The organism is Variovorax sp. YR566 (genome assembly GCF_051992195.1).
GTDB lineage: Bacteria > Pseudomonadota > Gammaproteobacteria > Burkholderiales > Burkholderiaceae_C > Variovorax.
In genome coordinates this window covers 4,951,786-4,968,383 of sequence record NZ_CP197092.1, presented here as the reverse complement: position 1 = coordinate 4,968,383, position 16,598 = coordinate 4,951,786, and the positions used below count along the sequence as shown (strand labels likewise).

Below are 16,598 nucleotides of genomic sequence, written 5' to 3'. Positions count from 1 at the left end.
GGCAATGAATAGTTTCGGATTCCGGTCGAATTGGGTGCTTGGCCGTCAATCCGTGGCGCGCCGCTCCAGGTGCGCGACCAGCAATTGCGCGGACGGCGATAGCGCCGCCTCACTGCGGAAGCAGATTGCAAAACGCCGCCGCGCCCATGCATCGGTCAGCGGCATCAGGCAAAGGCCGAAGGCATCGGTGAAGGGCCGCGCGACCTCCGCAGGCACCACGCTGATCGCCAGCCCGGCGCGCACCACGCGCAGCGCCGCATCGAAGTTGGACACCAGCACGCGGTAAACCAGCGGTTTGCCTGCCACTGCAGCCTCGCGCGCCAGCATCAGTTGCACCGCGCTGAGCGCGGGCATGCCGACGAATTCATGGTCGAGCACCTGCTCGAAGCGCACGTGCTCGTGCTTCGCCACCGGGTGCGAGGGATGCGCGACGATGGCGAGGTGGTCGGTGCGGTAGTCGCGCCGCTCCAGGCCTTCGAGGTCGGCCGCGTCCCAGCACAGGCCGATGGAGGCGCTGCCCTCGCGAATGCCGCGCACGATCTCGGGGCTCACGCGCTCTTCCATGTCGACGCGGATGTTGCGGTGGGCCGGGTCTTGCAGAAAGTCGGCCACGTCCTCGGCCAGCGACTCGGCCATGACCGAGGCCGAGGCCAGGATGCGCACGTGCCCGCGCGCGCCGCCGGCGTAGGCGGCCATGTCGCGCTCGATGCGATTCACGCTGCCGAGCATGGCGCGGGCGTGCTCCAGCAGGGTTTCGCCGGCCGGCGTGGGCAGCACGCCGCGGCGCTTGCGCAGCAGCAGCGGTGTGCCGACGGCTTCTTCGAGCTGGGCCAGCCGCTTGCTGATGGCCGAGCCGACGATGCTGGCCTGTTCGCCGGCGCGCGCGATGCTGCGCGTTTCGCAGACGGCGACGAACAGGCGCAGGGTGGTCAGGTCGAGGTCTCTCATGATGTTCCGTTCTGGAATCAGATGGCTTCCAAAATATACCTTCTGGATCAAATCGGAACTTCTAACATCGACTCCGTACCCTCACGACGGAGACAAAGTCTTGATTCACGCCTTCCTGCCGCCGCGCGCGGTCGTCCGCGAAGTGGGCCTGCGCGATGGCCTCCAGAGCATCGCCCGTGTATTGCCCACGGAACGCAAGCTCGAATGGATCCGCGACGCGCACGCCGCCGGGCAGCGCGAGATCGAAGTCGGCTCGTTCGTGCCGGCGCACCTGCTGCCGCAATTGGCCGACACCGCTGAATTGCTGGCGTACGCGAAGACGCTGCCGGGGCTCTTTGCCTCGGTGCTCGTGCCCAACCTCAAGGGCGCCGAACGCGCCATTGCGGGCGAGGCCGACCTGATGGTCGTGCCGCTTTCGGCCAGTCACGCGCACAGCCTTGCCAACCTGCGCAAGACGCCCGACGAGGTGGTGGCCGAGGTCGGGCGCATGCGCGCGGCGCGCGATGCGGCGGGCTCCAAGACGCTGATTGACGGCGGTGTAGGCACGGCCTTCGGCTGCACGCTGCAAGGCCATGTCGAGCCCGACGAAGTGCTGCGGCTGATGCAGGCGCTGCTCGATGCGGGCGCTGACCGCGTGAGCCTCGCCGACACAGTGGGCTATGCCGATCCGGCGATGGTGCGCAGCCTGTTCGAGCGCGCCTTGCGCATTGCGGGCGACAGGTTGTGGTGCGGGCATTTCCACGACACGCGCGGCATGGGGCTCGCGAATGCGTATGCCGCGCTGGAGGTCGGCATCACACGTTTCGACGCCTGCCTGGCCGGCATCGGCGGCTGCCCGCACGCGCCCGGCGCCAGCGGCAATGTCGACACCGAAGACCTTGTCTTCATGCTCGAGAGCATGGGCGTCGCGACCGGCGTCGATCTGCCGAAGCTGCTCGACCTGCGCCGACGCGTGGCGAGCTGGCTCGAAGGCGAAACCTTGCAGGGCACGGTGTGGCGCGCGGGCTTTCCGAAGACCTTTGCTGCGACGGCGGGAGTCACGGCATGAGCGCGGCAAAGACCGGAGAAAAGCGCCTGCCGCTCACCGGCATCCGTGTGGTCGAGTTCACCCACATGGTCATGGGCCCCACCTGCGGCATGGTGCTCGCGGACCTGGGCGCGGAGGTCATCAAGGTCGAGCCCATCGATGGCGACCGCACGCGACACCTGCTGGGCGCGGGCGCGGGCTTCTTCCCCATGTTCAACCGCAACAAGAAGAGCATCGCGCTCGACCTGCGGCACCCGCAGGGGCTGGAAGCCGCGCTGCGCCTGTGCGCCACGGCCGACGTGGTGGCGCAGAACTTCAAGCCCGGCACCATGGACAAGTACGGCCTGGGCTACGCCGCGCTCGGCAAGCTCAACCCGCGCCTCGTGTACGTCAACCACACGGGCTTCTTGCCCGGCCCTTATGAGCACCGCACTGCGCTCGACGAGGTGGTGCAGATGATGGGCGGGCTGGCCTACATGACCGGCCGCCCCGGTGATCCGCTGCGCGCGGGCACCAGCGTCAACGACATCATGGGCGGCATGTTCGGCGCCATTGGCGCGATCGCCGCGCTGATGCAGCGCGCCGAGACCGGCAAGGGGCAGGAGGTGCAGTCGGCATTGTTCGAGAACAACGTGTTCCTGGTCGGGCAGCACATGCTGCAGTACGCGATCACCGGGCAGGCCGCTGCGCCGATGCCCGATCGCATCTCGGCCTGGGCGCTGTACGACGTGTTCACCGTGAAGAACGGCGAGCAGATATTCCTGGCCGCCGTGAGCGACGCGCAGTGGAAGACCTTCTGCGACGCGCTGGGTTTCGACGACCTGAAGGCCGACCCCGCCCTGCGCACCAACAACGACCGCGTGCGCCTGCGGCCCACGCTGCTGGCCGACTTGCGTGAGCGCCTGGCAGGCCGCTCGGCGGCGGAGTTGTCGGCGATCTTCGAGGCCAGCGGGCTGCCGTTCGCGCCGATCACGCGGCCCGAAGACCTCTACGACGACCCGCACCTGAAAGCCACCGGCGGCCTGGCCGACATTCGCCTGCCGGACGGTGAGCGTGCCGGAGAAATGGCGCAGACGACGCTGTTCCCGATCACGCTCGGCGGTGAGCGCCTCGGTGTGCGGCTGCATCCGCCGACGCTGGGCGAGCACACGCGCGAGCTGCTGGCCGAACTGGGCTACGCGCGTGAGCAGGTCGATGCGCTGCACGCCGAATCGGCCGTAGCCTGAGCAGAGTGACTTTTCAAGAACATAAAGAGAGACAAAACCATGACCCAGACGCTTCCCTCGATGAGCCGCCGTGCGGTGCTCGGCCTCGGCGCGTGCGCCGCCGCCGTGGCCGCATGCCCCGCGCTTGCGCAGGGCTCCGACAAACCCATCCGCTTCATCCTGCCGATCAGCGCGGGTTCAGGCGTCGACACCATCGTGCGCGCTGCATCGGTCGCGCTCGGCAAGGCCTTCGGCCAGCCGGTGGTGATCGAGAACCTGCCGGGCGCGGGCGGCATCACCGGCGCCGCGGCCATCGTCAAGGCCGCGCCCGACGGGCTCACGCTGGGCATGGTGTCGAACAACCACGTCATCAACCCGGCGGTGTTCAAGAAGATGCCCTTCGACGCGATCAACGATGTCACGCCGATCAGCGTGGTGGGCGCGACGCCGCTGGTACTGGTGGTGAACCCGAAGCTGCCCGCGAAGAACGTGAAGGAACTGGTCGCGCTGCTGCGCGCGAAGCCCGAGGGCTACAACTACGCCTCGTCGGGCAACGGCACCATCATTCACCTGGCCGGCGAGATGTTCATGGACGAGGCCGGCGTGAAGGCGCGGCACATTCCCTACAAGGGCACCGGGCCGATGGTGACCGACATGATCGCGGGGCAGGTCGAGATGGGCGTGGTCGCGCTGCCGGCCGTGCAGCAGCACATCAAGAGCGGTGCGCTGCGCGCCATCGGCCTGTGCGGCGCGACGCGTTCGCCAGCCGCGCCGGACATCCCGACCATCGCGGAGCAGGGGCTGCCGAACTACGCGGTCGAAGGCTGGTTCGCGGTGATCGGGCCGCCGAAGATGCAGGCGGCCGATGTCCAGCGCGTGCACGACGCGGTGGCCGCTGCATTCACCAGCGCCGAAGTGCGCGATGCGATGGACAAGCAGGGCAACGTCATCAAGCCCACGACACCGGAGCAGGCCGCGGGTTACTTTCGCAGCGAGGCCGCGCGCTATGCGGCGCTGGTGAAGAAGGCGAACGTGGTGCTTGAGTGAGGAGCGGCTCTTACGCCGGCCCCACAGCGCGATAGAGGGCGCGCACGAAGTCCGACTGCGTGATCATCCCCGCGAGGCGCTTCTCGCCATCGATGATCGGGATGTGGTGGTGCCCGCCCTCGGAGAACAGCGGCACCAGGTCGACCACGGGCCGGTCGGCGCTGGCTACGCGCACCTGCCGCGTCATGATCTGGCCGACCACCTCGGGCTTGTTCGATATCACGGTGCGCGTGGCGCGGATCAGGTCGCGCAGCTTGCCGGCGATGCCCTCGTGATGCTGCAGGTCGAGCTGGCGGAAGAAGTCGGCCTGCGTGACGATGCCGACCACGCGGCGCGTGCGGTCGGTGATGGGCAGGGCCTTGATGCGGCGCTCGTGCATCAGCGCCCACGCTTCCTGCAGCGGCGTGCCGAACTCCACCGAGACCGGCGTGCGCGACATGATGTCGGCGCAGTGCAGCGTGCCCAGGCGCCGCTTGTATGACTCGAGCTCGGTCTGCTGGATCAGCGATTGGAGGTCGTCGCGGCTGATGTCCAGCACCTGGTTGTAGCGGGCCAGCACGGCGTCGATGTCGGCCTGGCTGAAGCGCGCATCGGACGCAGGCGGGCGCGCCACCACCTGCACATGCGGATAGCGCCGCCCGGTCAGCGAGTTGTAGGCCACGCCGGCCAGCACCAGCAGCAGCGAGTTGGTGAAGAAGGGGAAGAGGGCGGACGAGAAATGCGTGGTGTGCGTCAGCACCGCGAGCAGGGCCGCGGCACCACCCGGCGGGTGCAGGCAGCGTGCGCTGAACATCAGGCCGATGGCAGCAGCCACTGCAACGGCGGCGCCCAGCGCCGGGTCGGGAATCCAGTTGGCGGCCGCAATGCCGACCACCGCCGACAGCGTGTTGCCGCCGATGACCGACCACGGCTGCGCCAGCGGACTGGCCGGCACAGCAAACACCAGCACGGCGCTGGCGCCCAGCGGCGCGATCAGCCAGACGGAGGCGGCGAGCGGGCCGGCCATCCACCGGCACAGCAGTGCCGTGACCAGCAGGCCGAGGCCCGCACCCGCCACCGCGCGCAGGCGCTCGCGGGCATCGACGGTGGTGCGGCCTGGCAGCCAGGCGCGCGCGTAAGTCAGGAATGTTTCGAAGCGCATCGGAGCCTCGTTCCTGCTGTCAGCCTTCGTGCGCCACCATGCGCCCGATCTCGGGCCAGCGGTCATGCAGCCACACCCAGGCGACAAGGCCGATGGCGAGCATGCCCATGGAGGTCAGCGCCAGCGCGAGCGTCGAATGCATCACCAGCGGCGCCACCGCGCCGGCCACGATGCCGTTGGCGGTGGAGCCGATCACGGCCTGCAGCGAAGAGGCCATGCCGCGGCGCTCGGGGTGCAGGTCGAGCACCAGCAGCGTGACCACCGGCACCATCAGCGCCCAGCCGAAGGCGAACACCGCCAGCGGCCACAGCGCCCAGGCCACGTGTGCCTGGAAGAAAGTGTTGGCCACCACGTTGACCACCGAGGTGGCCAGCATGATGACGAAGCCGTCGCGGATCTGCCGCTTGGGCGCGACCTTGCCGGCCATGCGGCCGCTGGCACGCGCGCCGAGCATGATGCCGCCGATGGTCAGCAGGAAGAACCAGAAGAACTGCTGCGGCTGCAGCGCAAGGTGGTCGCCTAGGAATGCGGGCGCGGCCAGCACGTAGAGGAACATGCCGTTGAAGGGCACGCCGCTCGCAAAGGCCAGCAGCAGGAAGCGCGGGTCGGAGCACAGGTCCCAGTAGCCGCGCATCAGGTGCCGCACCTGGAAGGGCTGGCGGTGGTCCTTGTGCAGCGTCTCGGGCAGCAGCTTGTAGTTGGCAGTGAACAGCACCACGCCCACCGCCACCAGGAACCAGAACACCGCGTGCCAGCCCGCGTGCACGAACAGGAAGCCGCCCACGATGGGCGCGATGGCCGGCGCCACGCCGAAGTAGATCGTGACCTGGCTCATGACCCGCTGCGCCTCGGCGGGCGGGAACATGTCGCGGATCACCGCGCGCGAGACCACGATGCCCGCGCCGGTCGAAAGGCCCTGCAGCCCGCGGAACAGCACCAGCTGCGTGATGTTCTGCGAGAGCGCGCAGCCCAGCGAGGCGAGCGTGAACACGGCCAGGCCCCACAGCACCACGGGGCGGCGGCCGAAGCTGTCCGACAGCGCGCCGTGGAACAGGTTCATGAACGCGAAGCCGAACAGGTAGGCCGAAAGCGTCTGCTGCATCTCGGCCGGCGTCGCGCCGATGGACTGCGCGATGCCCGAGAAGGCCGGAATGTAGGTGTCGATGGAAAAGGGCCCGAGCATGCCGAGCACCGCGAGCAGCACGGCAAGCGCCCAGCGCGGGGCCTGCCAGAGTTTGTCTGCATCGGGATTCATGAGGTTTGCTCCGTTCTTTTTATCGCGAAGGCCAAAAAAGAAAGCGCCCTTGCGGGCGCCTCCTCGTCGGGAAATACCGGGAGACCGGCTTAGAGCGTATCAATAAAGCTGCGCAGCTTGTCCGAACGCGACGGATGCTTGAGCTTGCGCAGTGCCTTCGCCTCGATCTGGCGGATGCGCTCGCGGGTCACGTCGAACTGCTTGCCGACTTCTTCCAGCGTGTGGTCCGTGCTCATTTCGATGCCGAAGCGCATGCGCAGCACCTTGGCTTCGCGCGGCGTGAGGCTGTCGAGGATGTCCTTGACCACGTCGCGCAGGCCGGCCTGCATCGCGGCTTCGATAGGAGCCGTGTTGCTGCTGTCCTCGATGAAGTCGCCCAGGTGCGAATCGTCGTCGTCGCCGATGGGGGTTTCCATCGAGATCGGCTCCTTCGCGATCTTCATGATCTTGCGGATCTTGTCTTCCGGAATCTCCATCTTCGCGGCCAGGATGCCGGCGTCGGGCTCGAAGCCGAACTCCTGCAAGTGCTGGCGCGAAATGCGGTTCATCTTGTTGATCGTCTCGATCATGTGCACCGGGATGCGGATGGTGCGCGCCTGGTCGGCGATCGAGCGGGTGATGGCCTGGCGGATCCACCACGTGGCGTACGTCGAGAATTTGTAGCCGCGACGGTATTCGAACTTGTCGACCGCCTTCATCAGGCCGATGTTGCCTTCCTGGATCAGATCGAGGAACTGCAGGCCGCGGTTGGTGTACTTCTTGGCGATGGAGATCACGAGGCGCAGGTTGGCCTCGATCATTTCCTTCTTGGCATCGCGCGAAGACGATTCGCCTTCGTTCATGCGCTTGTTGATGTCCTTCAGCTCGGACAGCGGCACCACCACGCGCGACTGGATGTCGGCGAGCTTCTGCTGCAACTCCTGCACTGGCGGGATGTTGCGCGCGAGCACCGTGCTCCAGGGCTTGCCGGCGGCGGCCTGCTTCTCGACCCACTTCAGGTTGAGCAGGTTGGAGGCGATGCGGTTGCCGTTCTTGTCGTAGCCGCTGAAGTCGCGGATGAACTCGTCCTGCGGGAAGCCGCACTTGTCCACGATGATGCGGCGCAGTTCGCGTTCCTTCTTGCGAACGTCGTCCACCTGCGTGCGCACCAGGTCGCACAGCTTCTCGATGGTCTTGGCGGTGAAGCGGATGGTCATCAGCTCGTCGGACACGGCCTGCTGGGCCTTGACGTACGCCGGCGTGCCGTAGCCTTCCTTCTCGTAGATCTTGTGGATCTTCTCGAACATGCTGGCGATGCGGTCGAAGCGATCGAGGGCTTCACGCTTGAGTTCCTCGAGCTTCTTGGTCAGGGCCTTGGAGCCGCCCTTGCCGTCGTCGTCGTCTTCCTCGTCGAACTCGTCGAAGTCTTCTTCGGCCACGTAGTCGTCGGCCTCGTTGGGGTTCGAGAAGCCGTCGACGATGGTCGAGATGACGACCTTGCCTTCACGGATCGTTGCGGCCATTTCGAGGATCGCGGCGATGGTGGCGGGGGAGGCCGAAATGGCTTCCATCATGGCCATCAGGCCGCCTTCGATGCGCTTGGCGATTTCGATTTCGCCTTCGCGCGTCAGCAGCTCGACCGTGCCCATTTCGCGCATGTACATGCGGACCGGGTCGGTGGTGCGGCCGAATTCGCTGTCCACCGTGGAGAGCGCGGCTTCGGCTTCTTCCTCGGCTTCTTCCACCGTGGTGGCGGTGGGCGCCGTATTGTTCAGCAGCAGGGTTTCGGCGTCGGGCGTCTGCTCGTACACCGCCACGCCCATGTCGTTGAGCATGGTGACCACGACTTCCATGGTCTCGGCGTCGACCAGCTTGTCGGGCAAGTGGTCGGAGATTTCGCCGTGCGTGAGGTAGCCGCGGGTCTTGCCCAGCGTGATCAGGGTCTTCAGGCGCGAGCGGCGCTTGGCCAGGTCTTCTTCGGAGAGCACGGTCTCGTCGAGGCCGAACTCCTTCATCAAGGCGCGTTCCTTCGCCTTGCTGATCTTCATGCGCAGCGGCTTGACCTTCTCTTCGGTGGTCGTCGCAACCGCGGGCTCGTCGCCGGCCAGGTCGTCCTCGATGTCCGACAGGTCGACGTCGCTCTCGGGGGCTTCCTTGTCAGCCTTGGGCTTGCGGCCGCGCTTGGCGCCGGTGGCGGGCGTGGCGGCGCCGGCGGCCTTGGGCGGGCGGCCGACTTTCTTGGCTGCGGGGGCGGCTGCTTTTTTGGGATCGTCGAGAGAGGTCGATTTCGTGGGCACGGTTTTCACTTTCGTTGCGGCTGCCGATTTGGATGCGGCGGCGGCCGTCTTGGTTGCCGGCTTCGCGCCGGCTTTCAACGGTTTTTCTGCTGCGGGCTTGGTGGCGACGCTTTTGGCAAGTGAAGGAGCAGGCTTCTTTGAACTGGGCATACGACCTCGTTACGGCAAGAAAGAACAAGCGGGATCACAGGCGCACCGTCACGCGGACAGCGCCACCACAGCCCGTGCACAGGCACGGACTAAAAACAAATGGGAAAGAGGAATTAATTCCTCAACAGGCAAGATGTCGGGCGAACATTTGGTATGCAGTCCTTGCGGTTATTGACCCTTTCCGCCGGAATTTACCGTTGGAGTGCGTTGCGCTAGGGGTCGGCCCGGAGGTGCTGCTGTCGCTCTTGCCTAATTTCGCCAGTTGCGAAGCCCTACATTATAGCGTGTTGCGCAAATTTCAAGCAGTTTCTGAACCCGAGGCGCGCAGACGGGCGCGCAATTCGAGTCGGCGGGTTTCCAGCGCCTTGTAGCGTTCCAGGGCTTTCGGGTCTTTTCCCACGGCGGCGATGGCCTCGCTCTGCTGGGCCTTGAGAAGGTCGTCGAGCATGAAATCGAGCACGCTGGAGAGTTCGCGGGCGGCGTCGGCCAGATGCTGCGCCTCCTCGCCCTCGGGCACCGGACCGGCCTCGGAGACGGACATCAGCCGCTCGGCCAGCGGCTCGAAGTCGAGTCCGCGCATGCCTTCGCGCAGGGCCGCCCAGGGCTGGACGCCGTGCTCGTGCAGCTGGCTGTCGAGCCAGGTGAAGAGCGCGCCGTGCGAGCCGGGCAGGTCGCACAGCATCACGTGGAGCTCGTGCGACAGGGCTTCCCATTGCGCCATGTTCGACAGCAGCAGCCGCACCGCCACATCCGGGCGGCTGGGCGGGGCACCGCGTCCGCGCAGGGGCTCGATGGGTTCCTCGAACTTGCCGCCCCAGCGCTTGCCCTTGACGAACTTGCGCGGCTGGAACTTGGGCTTGCTATCGCTTTCATAGCGCGGCGGTTCAAAGTCCTGCGGCGGGGGCATGTCCGGGTAGTAGTCGTCACCGCCACCACTGCCGCCGTAGCTGGAGGGCTCGCCTTGGCGCTGCGGCGCGGGTGCGCCGCCGGCCTTGCGCGGGCCCGGCGTGGAGGCCCAGAGTTCCGACAGCGCCGGCGCGTCGAGCTGCACCAGCGTCGCGATCTCGCTCAGCAGCTGTCGCTTGAGGGCACCGTCGGGCATGGCGCTCCAGAGCGGGCGCACGTTGCTCGTCATGTGGGCGCGGCCCTCGGCGGTGGTCAGGTCGCAGCCTTCGCGGGCGGCTTCGAGCATGAAGCGCGACAGCGGCGTGGCCTCGTTGACGAAGCGGGCGAAGGCCTCGGCGCCGTGCTCGCGGATGAAGCTGTCGGGGTCGTGCTCGGCCGGCAGGAACAGAAACTTGATGCTGCGCACGTCGGTGGCGTAGGGCAGGGCACCGTCGAGCGCCTTGCGTGCGGCGCGGCGGCCGGCGGCGTCGCCGTCGAAGCTGAACACCACCGATTCGGTGAAGCGGAAGAGCTTCTGCACGTGCTCCGTGGTGCAGGCCGTGCCGAGCGTGGCCACCGCATTCGGAAAACCGAGCTGGGCCAGCGCGACCACGTCCATGTAGCCCTCGGTGACGAGCGCATAGCCGCGGTCGCGGAAGGCGGCGCGGGCTTCATAAAGGCCGTAGAGCTCGCGGCCCTTGCTGAACACCGGCGTTTCGGGCGAGTTCAGGTACTTGGGCTTCTCGTCGCCCAGCACGCGCCCGCCGAAGCCGATGCATTCGCCCTTCACGTTGCGGATCGGGAACATCACGCGGTCGCGGAAGCGGTCGTAGCGCTTGGCTTCTTCGTCGCTGAGCTTGCCTTCCTCGTTGTTGACGATCACCAGTCCGCTCTCGGCGAGCAGCGGGTCGTCGTAGTCGGGGAAGACGCTGGCCAGCGCGCGCCAGCCGGCCGGCGCATAGCCGATGCCGAACTGCTTGGCCACCTCGCCCGAGACGCCGCGGCCCTTCAGATATTCGATGGCGCCGGGCGCCTGCCGCAGGTGCTTGCGGTAGGCGTCGCCGGCTTTTTCGAGTACGTCGGTCAGCGTGGCCTGCTTCTGGCGCTGGCTGGCGGCGCGGGCGCGCTCGGCGGGGGAGGCGTCGTCCTCGGGCACCTGCAGGCCGTACTGGCCGGCCAGGTCGTGCACCGCCTCGACAAAGCCCATGCCCGCATGCTCCATCAGAAAGCCGATGGCGTTGCCATGCACCCCGCAGCCGAAGCAGTGATAGAACTGCTTGGTCGGGCTGACGGAGAAAGAGGGCGATTTCTCGCCGTGGAACGGGCACAGCCCCATGAAATTGGCGCCGGCCTTCTTGAGCTGCACATAACGGCCGACGATCTCGACCACATCGGCGCGCGCGATGAGTTCCTGGATGAATGAAGCGGGGATGGTCATGTAGGCGAAGAGCGGCAAATCATACGCAAGCGGACGAAGGCTGGCGGCCGGACGGCATACTGAAAGCGACCGGAATCCATGCATGACGACGCCCAAACCCCTGCAACACATCGCGCCGCTGCTGCGCCACCCCCTGAGATTCGCCTGGGATGCGCTCAAGGAATTTCGCGCCAACCAGGGGCTGCTGCTCGCAGGGGCGGTGGCGTACTACGCGCTGCTTTCCATCGTGCCGCTACTGATCGTGAGCGTGATCGCGCTGTCGCACGTCATCGAGCAGGCCGAACTGCTGCGCACCATCGGACAGTACCTGGGCTGGCTGCTGCCGGGGCAGTCGAAAGCCATCGTGGCCGAACTGTCGAGCTTCCTGGACCATCGCGACGTGCTGGGGCCGGTGCTGCTGGTGACGATGCTTTTCTTCAGCTCGCTGGCCTTCAGCGTGCTCGAAAGCGCCATGGCGGTGATCTTTCACCACCGCAAGGCCGACCACAAGCGCCACTTCCTGGTATCGGTGGCCATGCCCTACATCTACATCCTGTGCCTGTGCGTGGGGCTGCTGCTGGTTACGCTGGTGTCGGGCGCGTTGCAGCTGGTGGGGCGGGAAAGCGTCGACCTGCTGGGGCGCAGCTGGTCGCTGTCGGGCGTTTCGGGGCTGCTGCTGTACCTGCTGGGACTGGGCGGCGAGATCTTCATGCTGACCTCGCTCTACCTCGTGATGCCGGCCGGGCGCATGTCGCTGCGCCATGCGCTGCTGGGCGGCGTGACGGCCGCGCTGCTGTGGGAGGCCACGCGGCGCGTGTTGATCTGGTACTTCTCGACCTTGTCGCAGGTGAACGTGGTCTATGGCTCGCTCACCACGGCCATCGTGGTGCTGCTGAGCCTGGAGATCGCCGCCACGCTGGTGCTGCTCGGGGCCCAGGTGATCGCGAATTACGAGCGCCTGGACCGCACCGGCAGCGCGAAGCCGCCGGCTTCCGAGGTCAGCGGGGAGCCAATCGAATCGCTCCGTCCAGGCGAATCACCTCGCCGTTGAGCATGTCGTTCTCGATGATGTGCTTCGCGAGCTTGGCGTAGTCCTCGGGCGTGCCCAGGCGGGAAGGGAAGGGCACGCTGGCGGCCAGCGCGTCCTGCACTTCCTGAGGCATGCCGAACAGCATGGGCGTGCCGAAGATGCCGGGGGCGATGGTCATGTTGCGGATGCCGCTGCGCGCGAGGTCGCGGGCGATGGGCAGCGTCATGCCGACCACGCCCCCCTTCGAGGCGCTGTAGGCCGCTTGGCCGATCTGCCCGTCGTAGGCTGCGACAGAGGCGGTGGAAATCAGCACGCCGCGCTCGCCCGTGGCTTCGGGCTCGTTCTTGCCCATGGCGTCGGCCGCGAGCCGGATCATGTTGAAGCTGCCGATCAGGTTGACCGTGACGGTCTTGCTGAACACGGCCAGCGCGTGCGGGCCATTCTTGCCCACCGTCTTCTCGGCCGGCGCAATGCCAGCGCAGTTGACGAGGCCGACCAGCTTGCCAAGCTTGAGTGCGGCGGCCACGGCCGCCTGGCCGTCGGCTTCCTGGCTCACGTCGCACTTGACGAACACGCCGCCAATTTCCTTTGCAACGGCTTCGCCCTTGTCAGCCTGCATGTCGGCGATCACCACCTTGGCGCCGTTGGCGGCCAGCATGCGCGCCGTGCCTTCGCCGAGGCCCGAAGCGCCACCGGTCACGATAAAAACCTTGCCATCGATCTGCATTGAAGTCTCCTGGATGAGACCGGCATTATCGAAGACGCCTCGCCGGGCCAAAAAAAAGGCCTCATCCGAGGATGAGGCCCTGAATTGGATCCGTGAGGACCCAAGGAGACAACTGGTGGTGGTCGGCGGCTTAGCGCTTGCGCGAAGCGGTCGCGGTCTTCGCGGCGGCAACGGCTTGCGTCGACACGGCGTTGAAGTTGGCTTCGGCGACGTCCGACGCTTGCTTGACGGCCTTTTGAACCGATTCGAAAGCGTTGTTGGCGGCAGCCACGGCGCTCTTCAGCACGGCAACGGCGGTTTCCGAACCGGCGGGGGCGTTCTTGGAAGCGCTGTCGACCAGGCCGACGAAGGCTTGCTGGGCTTCAGCAGCCTTGGCTTCGAAAGCCTTGGAGAACTCGGCGCCGGTGCCTTGGGCGATGTCGTACAGGTGACGGCTGTAGGCAGCGGTCTTTTCAGCCAGGGGCTGGAACAGGCTGGCTTGCAGCGTCAGCAGTTCTTGTGCGTCCTTGACGCTCAGGGCAGCCTGGGCGGTGTTCTGGGCTTCGGCCAGGGCGGCCTTCGAAGCGGTCACGTTCAGTTCGACGAGCTTCTCGACGCCTTCGAAAGCCTTGGTGGTCAGGCCGAACAGGGTTTCGAGGTTTGCTTTTTGGGCGGCGAGGATTTGGTCAGCGGTCAGGGCCATTTGGGATCTCCAGAAGGGATGATTGAGTGGTCGGTTCACGTTGCGCTGTCTCGCCGTCTATGTTGCGGTGCAGCATGGCCTCAAGTATAGGCAGCTGAGTTTTGCGATCAAGGGGTTTTTGCTGCTCTGCAGCAATTTAGAAGCCGTCTTCTAAATTCGGCCGCCGGGCGGGCCCGTTCAAGTCCAAAGCCGCCTTCGACGGCAACGGCCGCTGGCAAAATGCCGCGCGATGAGCAGCGCCCCCACCAAACCCACCCCGCACGCGCGCAGCAGCTATCGCGCGTTTCGCAGCATCCCGACGCGCTGGGCCGACAACGACATGTACGGCCACGTCAACAACGTCGTCTATTACAGCTGGTTCGATACGGCGGTGAATGCTTTGCTGATCGAGCGCGGCGCGCTCGACATCCACCAGGGCCAGGTCATCGGCTTCGTGGTGGAGACGCAGTGCAACTACTTTGCGCCGATCGCGTTCCCGCAGACGGTGGAAGCGGGCATCCGGGTGGCCCAGGCGGGCCGATCGAGCGTGCGATACGAGATTGCGTTGTTCGCCGAGGGGGCAGACACCGCCGCGGCGCAAGGCCACTTCGTCCACGTCTACGTGGACCGCGCCACGCAGCGGCCGGTGGCGCTGCCCGAGGCGCTGCAGCGGGTGGTCGATTCGCTCAGGAACTGACCTGAGCAACCGAGGCCGCCCGCCGCGAAGACCTTACATGGCCTTCTTCATGGCCTTGATGTCGGCCTTGCCTTGGGCTTCATCCGCCTTGGCCTGCTTCACGCATGCGGTCTTGGCTTCGCCCTTCTGGTCGTCGCACTTTTCCTTCGCGACTTCGTAGGCGGCCTTCACCTTCTCTTCAGCCACGTTGCGGGCGTGGCTGTCGCTCGGCTGGTACTGCTGCTCGAGCTCCGCCTTGGCAACGTCTTCCTTGCCCTTGGCTTCCTTCTGGCAGACGTCCTTGGCGTTGTCCTTCATCGTGTCGCACTGGGCCTTGGCGACCTTGTAGTCGGCCTCGATCTTTTCCTTGGCGACCTTGTATTCGTCCTTGGTCATGGCGCTGGCCTGCGTGGCCACGAAGCAGGTGGAGGCGAGAGCCAGCATGAGGAGGTGCTTTTTCATGGTTGTTTTCCTTCGGGGAGTTGATGAAATCGAGGGGGCGCTCAGCGCTCAGTAGCGTTCGAACCAGAGCGCGTCCGGCGAGCGGCCGTCGCGCGATTCCCAGTCCTTGACCTGCTTTTCGGCTTCCTCGCGGCTGATGCCGTGGCGTTCCTGGATGCGGCCGAGCAGCTGGTCGCGCTTGCCGGCGATGACGTCGAAGTCGTCGTCCGTCAGCTTCCCCCATTGCTCCTTGACCTTGCCCTTGAGCTGTTTCCAGTTGCCTTCGATGGTGTCCTTGTTCATGCGAATCTCCTTTGAGACAGTTGATTCGACGGGCTGTGTTCGCCGCCGTGAAATCACTGTCGCGGGGCTGATTCACCCTCCCGGTAGGACGTGCTGTTCAGGCCCCGTAGGCAGAGGCCGACGCGCCCCGTGATAATCGAACGGCCGCCGAAAAGTTTGAGACACCGCGCCCAGCACCATGATCATTCACAGCCTGCTCGACACCGACCTCTACAAGTTCACGATGATGCAGGTGGTCCTGCATCACTTCCCGGGGGCCCGGGTCGAGTACCGCTTCAAGTGCCGCAACCCCGGTGTCGACCTGGCCCAGTTCGCGGGCCAGATCCGCGACGAGGTGCGCAGCCTCTGTTCGCTGCAGTTCCGCGATGCCGAGCTGTCCTACCTGCGCTCGATGCGCTTCATCAAGAGCGACTTCGTCGACTTCCTCGGGCTCTTCCGGCTCAACGAGAAGTACATCAACATCATTCCCCAGCCCTCGGGCGAGCTCGAGATCCGCATCAAGGGGCCGTGGCTGCACACCATCCTGTTCGAGATCCCGGTGCTGGCCATCGTCAACGAGGTCTACTTCCGCAACACGCAGAAGAAGCCCGACATCGCCGAAGGCCGTCGCCGCCTCGAAACCAAGATCGCGCAGCTGCAGGACGCCGGCCTCGCCGACCTGAAGATCGCCGACTACGGCACGCGCCGCCGCTTCTCCAAGGACTGGCACGAAGAGGTGCTGCGCACTCTCACCGCCCGCCTCGGCGCCGTCACCTCGCCGCCGGTGCAGGCACCGCCCGGCACGCGGCTGCCGCAGCTCGCGGGCACCAGCAACGTGCTGTACGCGATGAAGCTCGGCCTGATCCCGCTGGGCACCATGGCCCACGAATACCTGCAGGCCTGCCAGGCGCTCGGCCCGCGGCTGCGCGACAGCCAGATCTTCGGTTTCGAGAGCTGGGCGCGCGAGTACCGCGGCGACCTGGGCATCGCGCTGTCCGACGTGTACGGCATGAGCGCCTTCCTGCGCGACTTCGACCTGTACTTCTGCAAGCTCTTCGACGGCGCGCGGCACGACAGCGGCGACCCGTTCCAGTGGGGCGAGCGCATGCTGGCGCACTACATCGCCAACCGGGTCGACCCGCGCACCAAGACGCTGATCTTCAGCGACGGCCTCACGGTGCCGCGCACCATCGAGCTGTACCAGCAGTTCCGCGGCCGCTGCCAACTGGCCTTCGGCATCGGGACCAACCTCACCAACGACCTGGGCTATGAGCCGCTGCAGATCGTCATCAAGATGATCCACTGCAACGACCAGCCGGTGGCCAAGCTGTCGGACACGCCGTCCAAGAACATGTGCGAGGACGAAAAATACCTGGCGTACCTGCGCCAGGTGTTCGAAATCGAACAACCTCCGGCTTGAAGGCTGTACT

Annotated in this window: 16 protein-coding genes; 7 read left to right on the top strand and 9 right to left on the bottom strand. The window is 66.1% G+C overall.

The genetic code is table 11. The features are described from left to right. Positions 1-45: 45 nt before the first annotated feature. Entirely contained in the window at positions 46-948 is a 903-nt protein-coding gene (locus ACTG4X_RS23330; protein ID WP_426389362.1) for a LysR family transcriptional regulator, read from the bottom strand. 100 nt (positions 949-1,048) lie between these two features. Here ACTG4X_RS23330 and ACTG4X_RS23325 point away from each other — a divergent pair, with 100 nt between their 5' ends. From ACTG4X_RS23325 to ACTG4X_RS23315, 3 genes are read left to right on the top strand one after another with little or no spacing between them, the layout of a single operon-like run. Next, positions 1,049-1,996, top strand: coding sequence for a hydroxymethylglutaryl-CoA lyase (locus tag ACTG4X_RS23325; RefSeq protein ID WP_093077735.1), 948 nt, complete (start codon positions 1,049-1,051; stop codon positions 1,994-1,996). Beyond that, positions 1,993-3,201 (top strand): CaiB/BaiF CoA transferase family protein, encoded by a 1,209-nt coding sequence (locus ACTG4X_RS23320; RefSeq protein WP_093077733.1) that lies wholly within the window; start codon positions 1,993-1,995, stop codon positions 3,199-3,201. Before ACTG4X_RS23325 ends, ACTG4X_RS23320 begins: the two co-directional genes overlap by 4 nt. A gap of 39 nt (positions 3,202-3,240) precedes the next feature. After that, complete coding sequence (locus ACTG4X_RS23315) at positions 3,241-4,227, top strand: tripartite tricarboxylate transporter substrate binding protein (protein WP_440531999.1); 987 nt, start codon at positions 3,241-3,243, stop codon at positions 4,225-4,227. Positions 4,228-4,237: 10 nt separating this feature from the next. Here ACTG4X_RS23315 and ACTG4X_RS23310 read toward each other — a convergent pair whose 3' ends face one another. The 3 genes from ACTG4X_RS23310 to rpoD form a co-directional block, all read right to left on the bottom strand. Continuing rightward, positions 4,238-5,368, bottom strand: a complete 1,131-nt coding sequence (locus ACTG4X_RS23310; RefSeq protein ID WP_440531998.1) for an HPP family protein — start codon at positions 5,366-5,368, stop codon at positions 4,238-4,240. 19 nt (positions 5,369-5,387) lie between these two features. Continuing rightward, a complete protein-coding gene (locus ACTG4X_RS23305; protein ID WP_093051261.1) occupies positions 5,388-6,623 on the bottom strand; it encodes a multidrug effflux MFS transporter in 1,236 nt (411 codons plus the stop codon). An 89-nt stretch (positions 6,624-6,712) separates the two neighbouring features. Further along, positions 6,713-8,899, bottom strand: a complete 2,187-nt coding sequence (gene rpoD / locus ACTG4X_RS23300) for an RNA polymerase sigma factor RpoD (RefSeq protein ID WP_256216814.1) — start codon at positions 8,897-8,899, stop codon at positions 6,713-6,715. Between rpoD and ACTG4X_RS23295 the strand changes: the two genes are divergently transcribed. Beyond that, a complete protein-coding gene (locus ACTG4X_RS23295) occupies positions 8,892-9,224 on the top strand; it encodes a hypothetical protein (RefSeq protein ID WP_256216812.1) in 333 nt (110 codons plus the stop codon). The two genes, rpoD and ACTG4X_RS23295, sit on opposite strands and share 8 nt — an antisense overlap. Positions 9,225-9,347: 123 nt before the next feature. Here ACTG4X_RS23295 and dnaG read toward each other — a convergent pair whose 3' ends face one another. Then, positions 9,348-11,372: a DNA primase gene (gene dnaG, locus ACTG4X_RS23290; RefSeq protein ID WP_440531997.1), complete on the bottom strand. Its 2,025-nt coding sequence runs from the start codon at positions 11,370-11,372 to the stop codon at positions 9,348-9,350. Between the two features lie 82 nt (positions 11,373-11,454). Between dnaG and ACTG4X_RS23285 the strand changes: the two genes are divergently transcribed. Continuing rightward, positions 11,455-12,402, top strand: a complete 948-nt coding sequence (locus ACTG4X_RS23285; RefSeq protein WP_093051254.1) for a YihY/virulence factor BrkB family protein — start codon at positions 11,455-11,457, stop codon at positions 12,400-12,402. Here the strand turns inward: ACTG4X_RS23285 and ACTG4X_RS23280 are convergent. Together ACTG4X_RS23280 and ACTG4X_RS23275 are read right to left on the bottom strand one after the other, a co-directional pair. Further along, positions 12,350-13,108, bottom strand: a complete 759-nt coding sequence (locus ACTG4X_RS23280) for a 3-hydroxyacyl-CoA dehydrogenase (RefSeq protein WP_093051251.1) — start codon at positions 13,106-13,108, stop codon at positions 12,350-12,352. The two genes, ACTG4X_RS23285 and ACTG4X_RS23280, sit on opposite strands and share 53 nt — an antisense overlap. A gap of 130 nt (positions 13,109-13,238) precedes the next feature. After that, positions 13,239-13,790, bottom strand: coding sequence for a phasin family protein (locus ACTG4X_RS23275; RefSeq protein ID WP_093077725.1), 552 nt, complete (start codon positions 13,788-13,790; stop codon positions 13,239-13,241). 229 nt (positions 13,791-14,019) lie between these two features. On the opposite strand from ACTG4X_RS23275, the gene ACTG4X_RS23270 reads away from it, so the two are divergent. Then, positions 14,020-14,466, top strand: a complete 447-nt coding sequence (locus ACTG4X_RS23270) for an acyl-CoA thioesterase (RefSeq protein WP_093077723.1) — start codon at positions 14,020-14,022, stop codon at positions 14,464-14,466. A gap of 33 nt (positions 14,467-14,499) precedes the next feature. On the opposite strand, the gene ACTG4X_RS23265 is transcribed toward ACTG4X_RS23270, so the two are convergent. Further along, entirely contained in the window at positions 14,500-14,907 is a 408-nt protein-coding gene (locus ACTG4X_RS23265) for a hypothetical protein (RefSeq protein ID WP_093051242.1), read from the bottom strand. 48 nt (positions 14,908-14,955) lie between these two features. Then, positions 14,956-15,189, bottom strand: coding sequence for a CsbD family protein (locus ACTG4X_RS23260; RefSeq protein ID WP_093051239.1), 234 nt, complete (start codon positions 15,187-15,189; stop codon positions 14,956-14,958). A 178-nt stretch (positions 15,190-15,367) separates the two neighbouring features. Between ACTG4X_RS23260 and pncB the strand changes: the two genes are divergently transcribed. Continuing rightward, positions 15,368-16,588 carry a nicotinate phosphoribosyltransferase gene (gene pncB / locus ACTG4X_RS23255; protein ID WP_093051236.1) on the top strand — a complete coding sequence of 407 codons (1,221 nt, stop codon included), beginning with the start codon at positions 15,368-15,370 and terminating at the stop codon, positions 16,586-16,588. The last annotated feature ends 10 nt before the right edge of the window (positions 16,589-16,598 follow it).

What these genes read in the sequence shown, in the direction of transcription:
- ACTG4X_RS23275 (WP_093077725.1), bottom strand. Translation starts at nt 13,790, where the DNA reads ATGGCCCTGACCGCTGACCAAATCCTCGCCGCCCAAAAAGCAAACCTC.
- pncB (WP_093051236.1), top strand. Translation starts at nt 15,368, where the DNA reads ATGATCATTCACAGCCTGCTCGACACCGACCTCTACAAGTTCACGATG.
- ACTG4X_RS23330 (WP_426389362.1), bottom strand. Translation starts at nt 948, where the DNA reads ATGAGAGACCTCGACCTGACCACCCTGCGCCTGTTCGTCGCCGTCTGC.
- ACTG4X_RS23280 (WP_093051251.1), bottom strand. Translation starts at nt 13,108, where the DNA reads ATGCAGATCGATGGCAAGGTTTTTATCGTGACCGGTGGCGCTTCGGGC.
- ACTG4X_RS23265 (WP_093051242.1), bottom strand. Translation starts at nt 14,907, where the DNA reads ATGAAAAAGCACCTCCTCATGCTGGCTCTCGCCTCCACCTGCTTCGTG.
- ACTG4X_RS23260 (WP_093051239.1), bottom strand. Translation starts at nt 15,189, where the DNA reads ATGAACAAGGACACCATCGAAGGCAACTGGAAACAGCTCAAGGGCAAG.
- ACTG4X_RS23310 (WP_440531998.1), bottom strand. Translation starts at nt 5,368, where the DNA reads ATGCGCTTCGAAACATTCCTGACTTACGCGCGCGCCTGGCTGCCAGGC.
- ACTG4X_RS23320 (WP_093077733.1), top strand. Translation starts at nt 1,993, where the DNA reads ATGAGCGCGGCAAAGACCGGAGAAAAGCGCCTGCCGCTCACCGGCATC.
- dnaG (WP_440531997.1), bottom strand. Translation starts at nt 11,372, where the DNA reads ATGACCATCCCCGCTTCATTCATCCAGGAACTCATCGCGCGCGCCGAT.
- ACTG4X_RS23305 (WP_093051261.1), bottom strand. Translation starts at nt 6,623, where the DNA reads ATGAATCCCGATGCAGACAAACTCTGGCAGGCCCCGCGCTGGGCGCTT.
- ACTG4X_RS23270 (WP_093077723.1), top strand. Translation starts at nt 14,020, where the DNA reads ATGAGCAGCGCCCCCACCAAACCCACCCCGCACGCGCGCAGCAGCTAT.
- ACTG4X_RS23315 (WP_440531999.1), top strand. Translation starts at nt 3,241, where the DNA reads ATGACCCAGACGCTTCCCTCGATGAGCCGCCGTGCGGTGCTCGGCCTC.
- ACTG4X_RS23285 (WP_093051254.1), top strand. Translation starts at nt 11,455, where the DNA reads ATGACGACGCCCAAACCCCTGCAACACATCGCGCCGCTGCTGCGCCAC.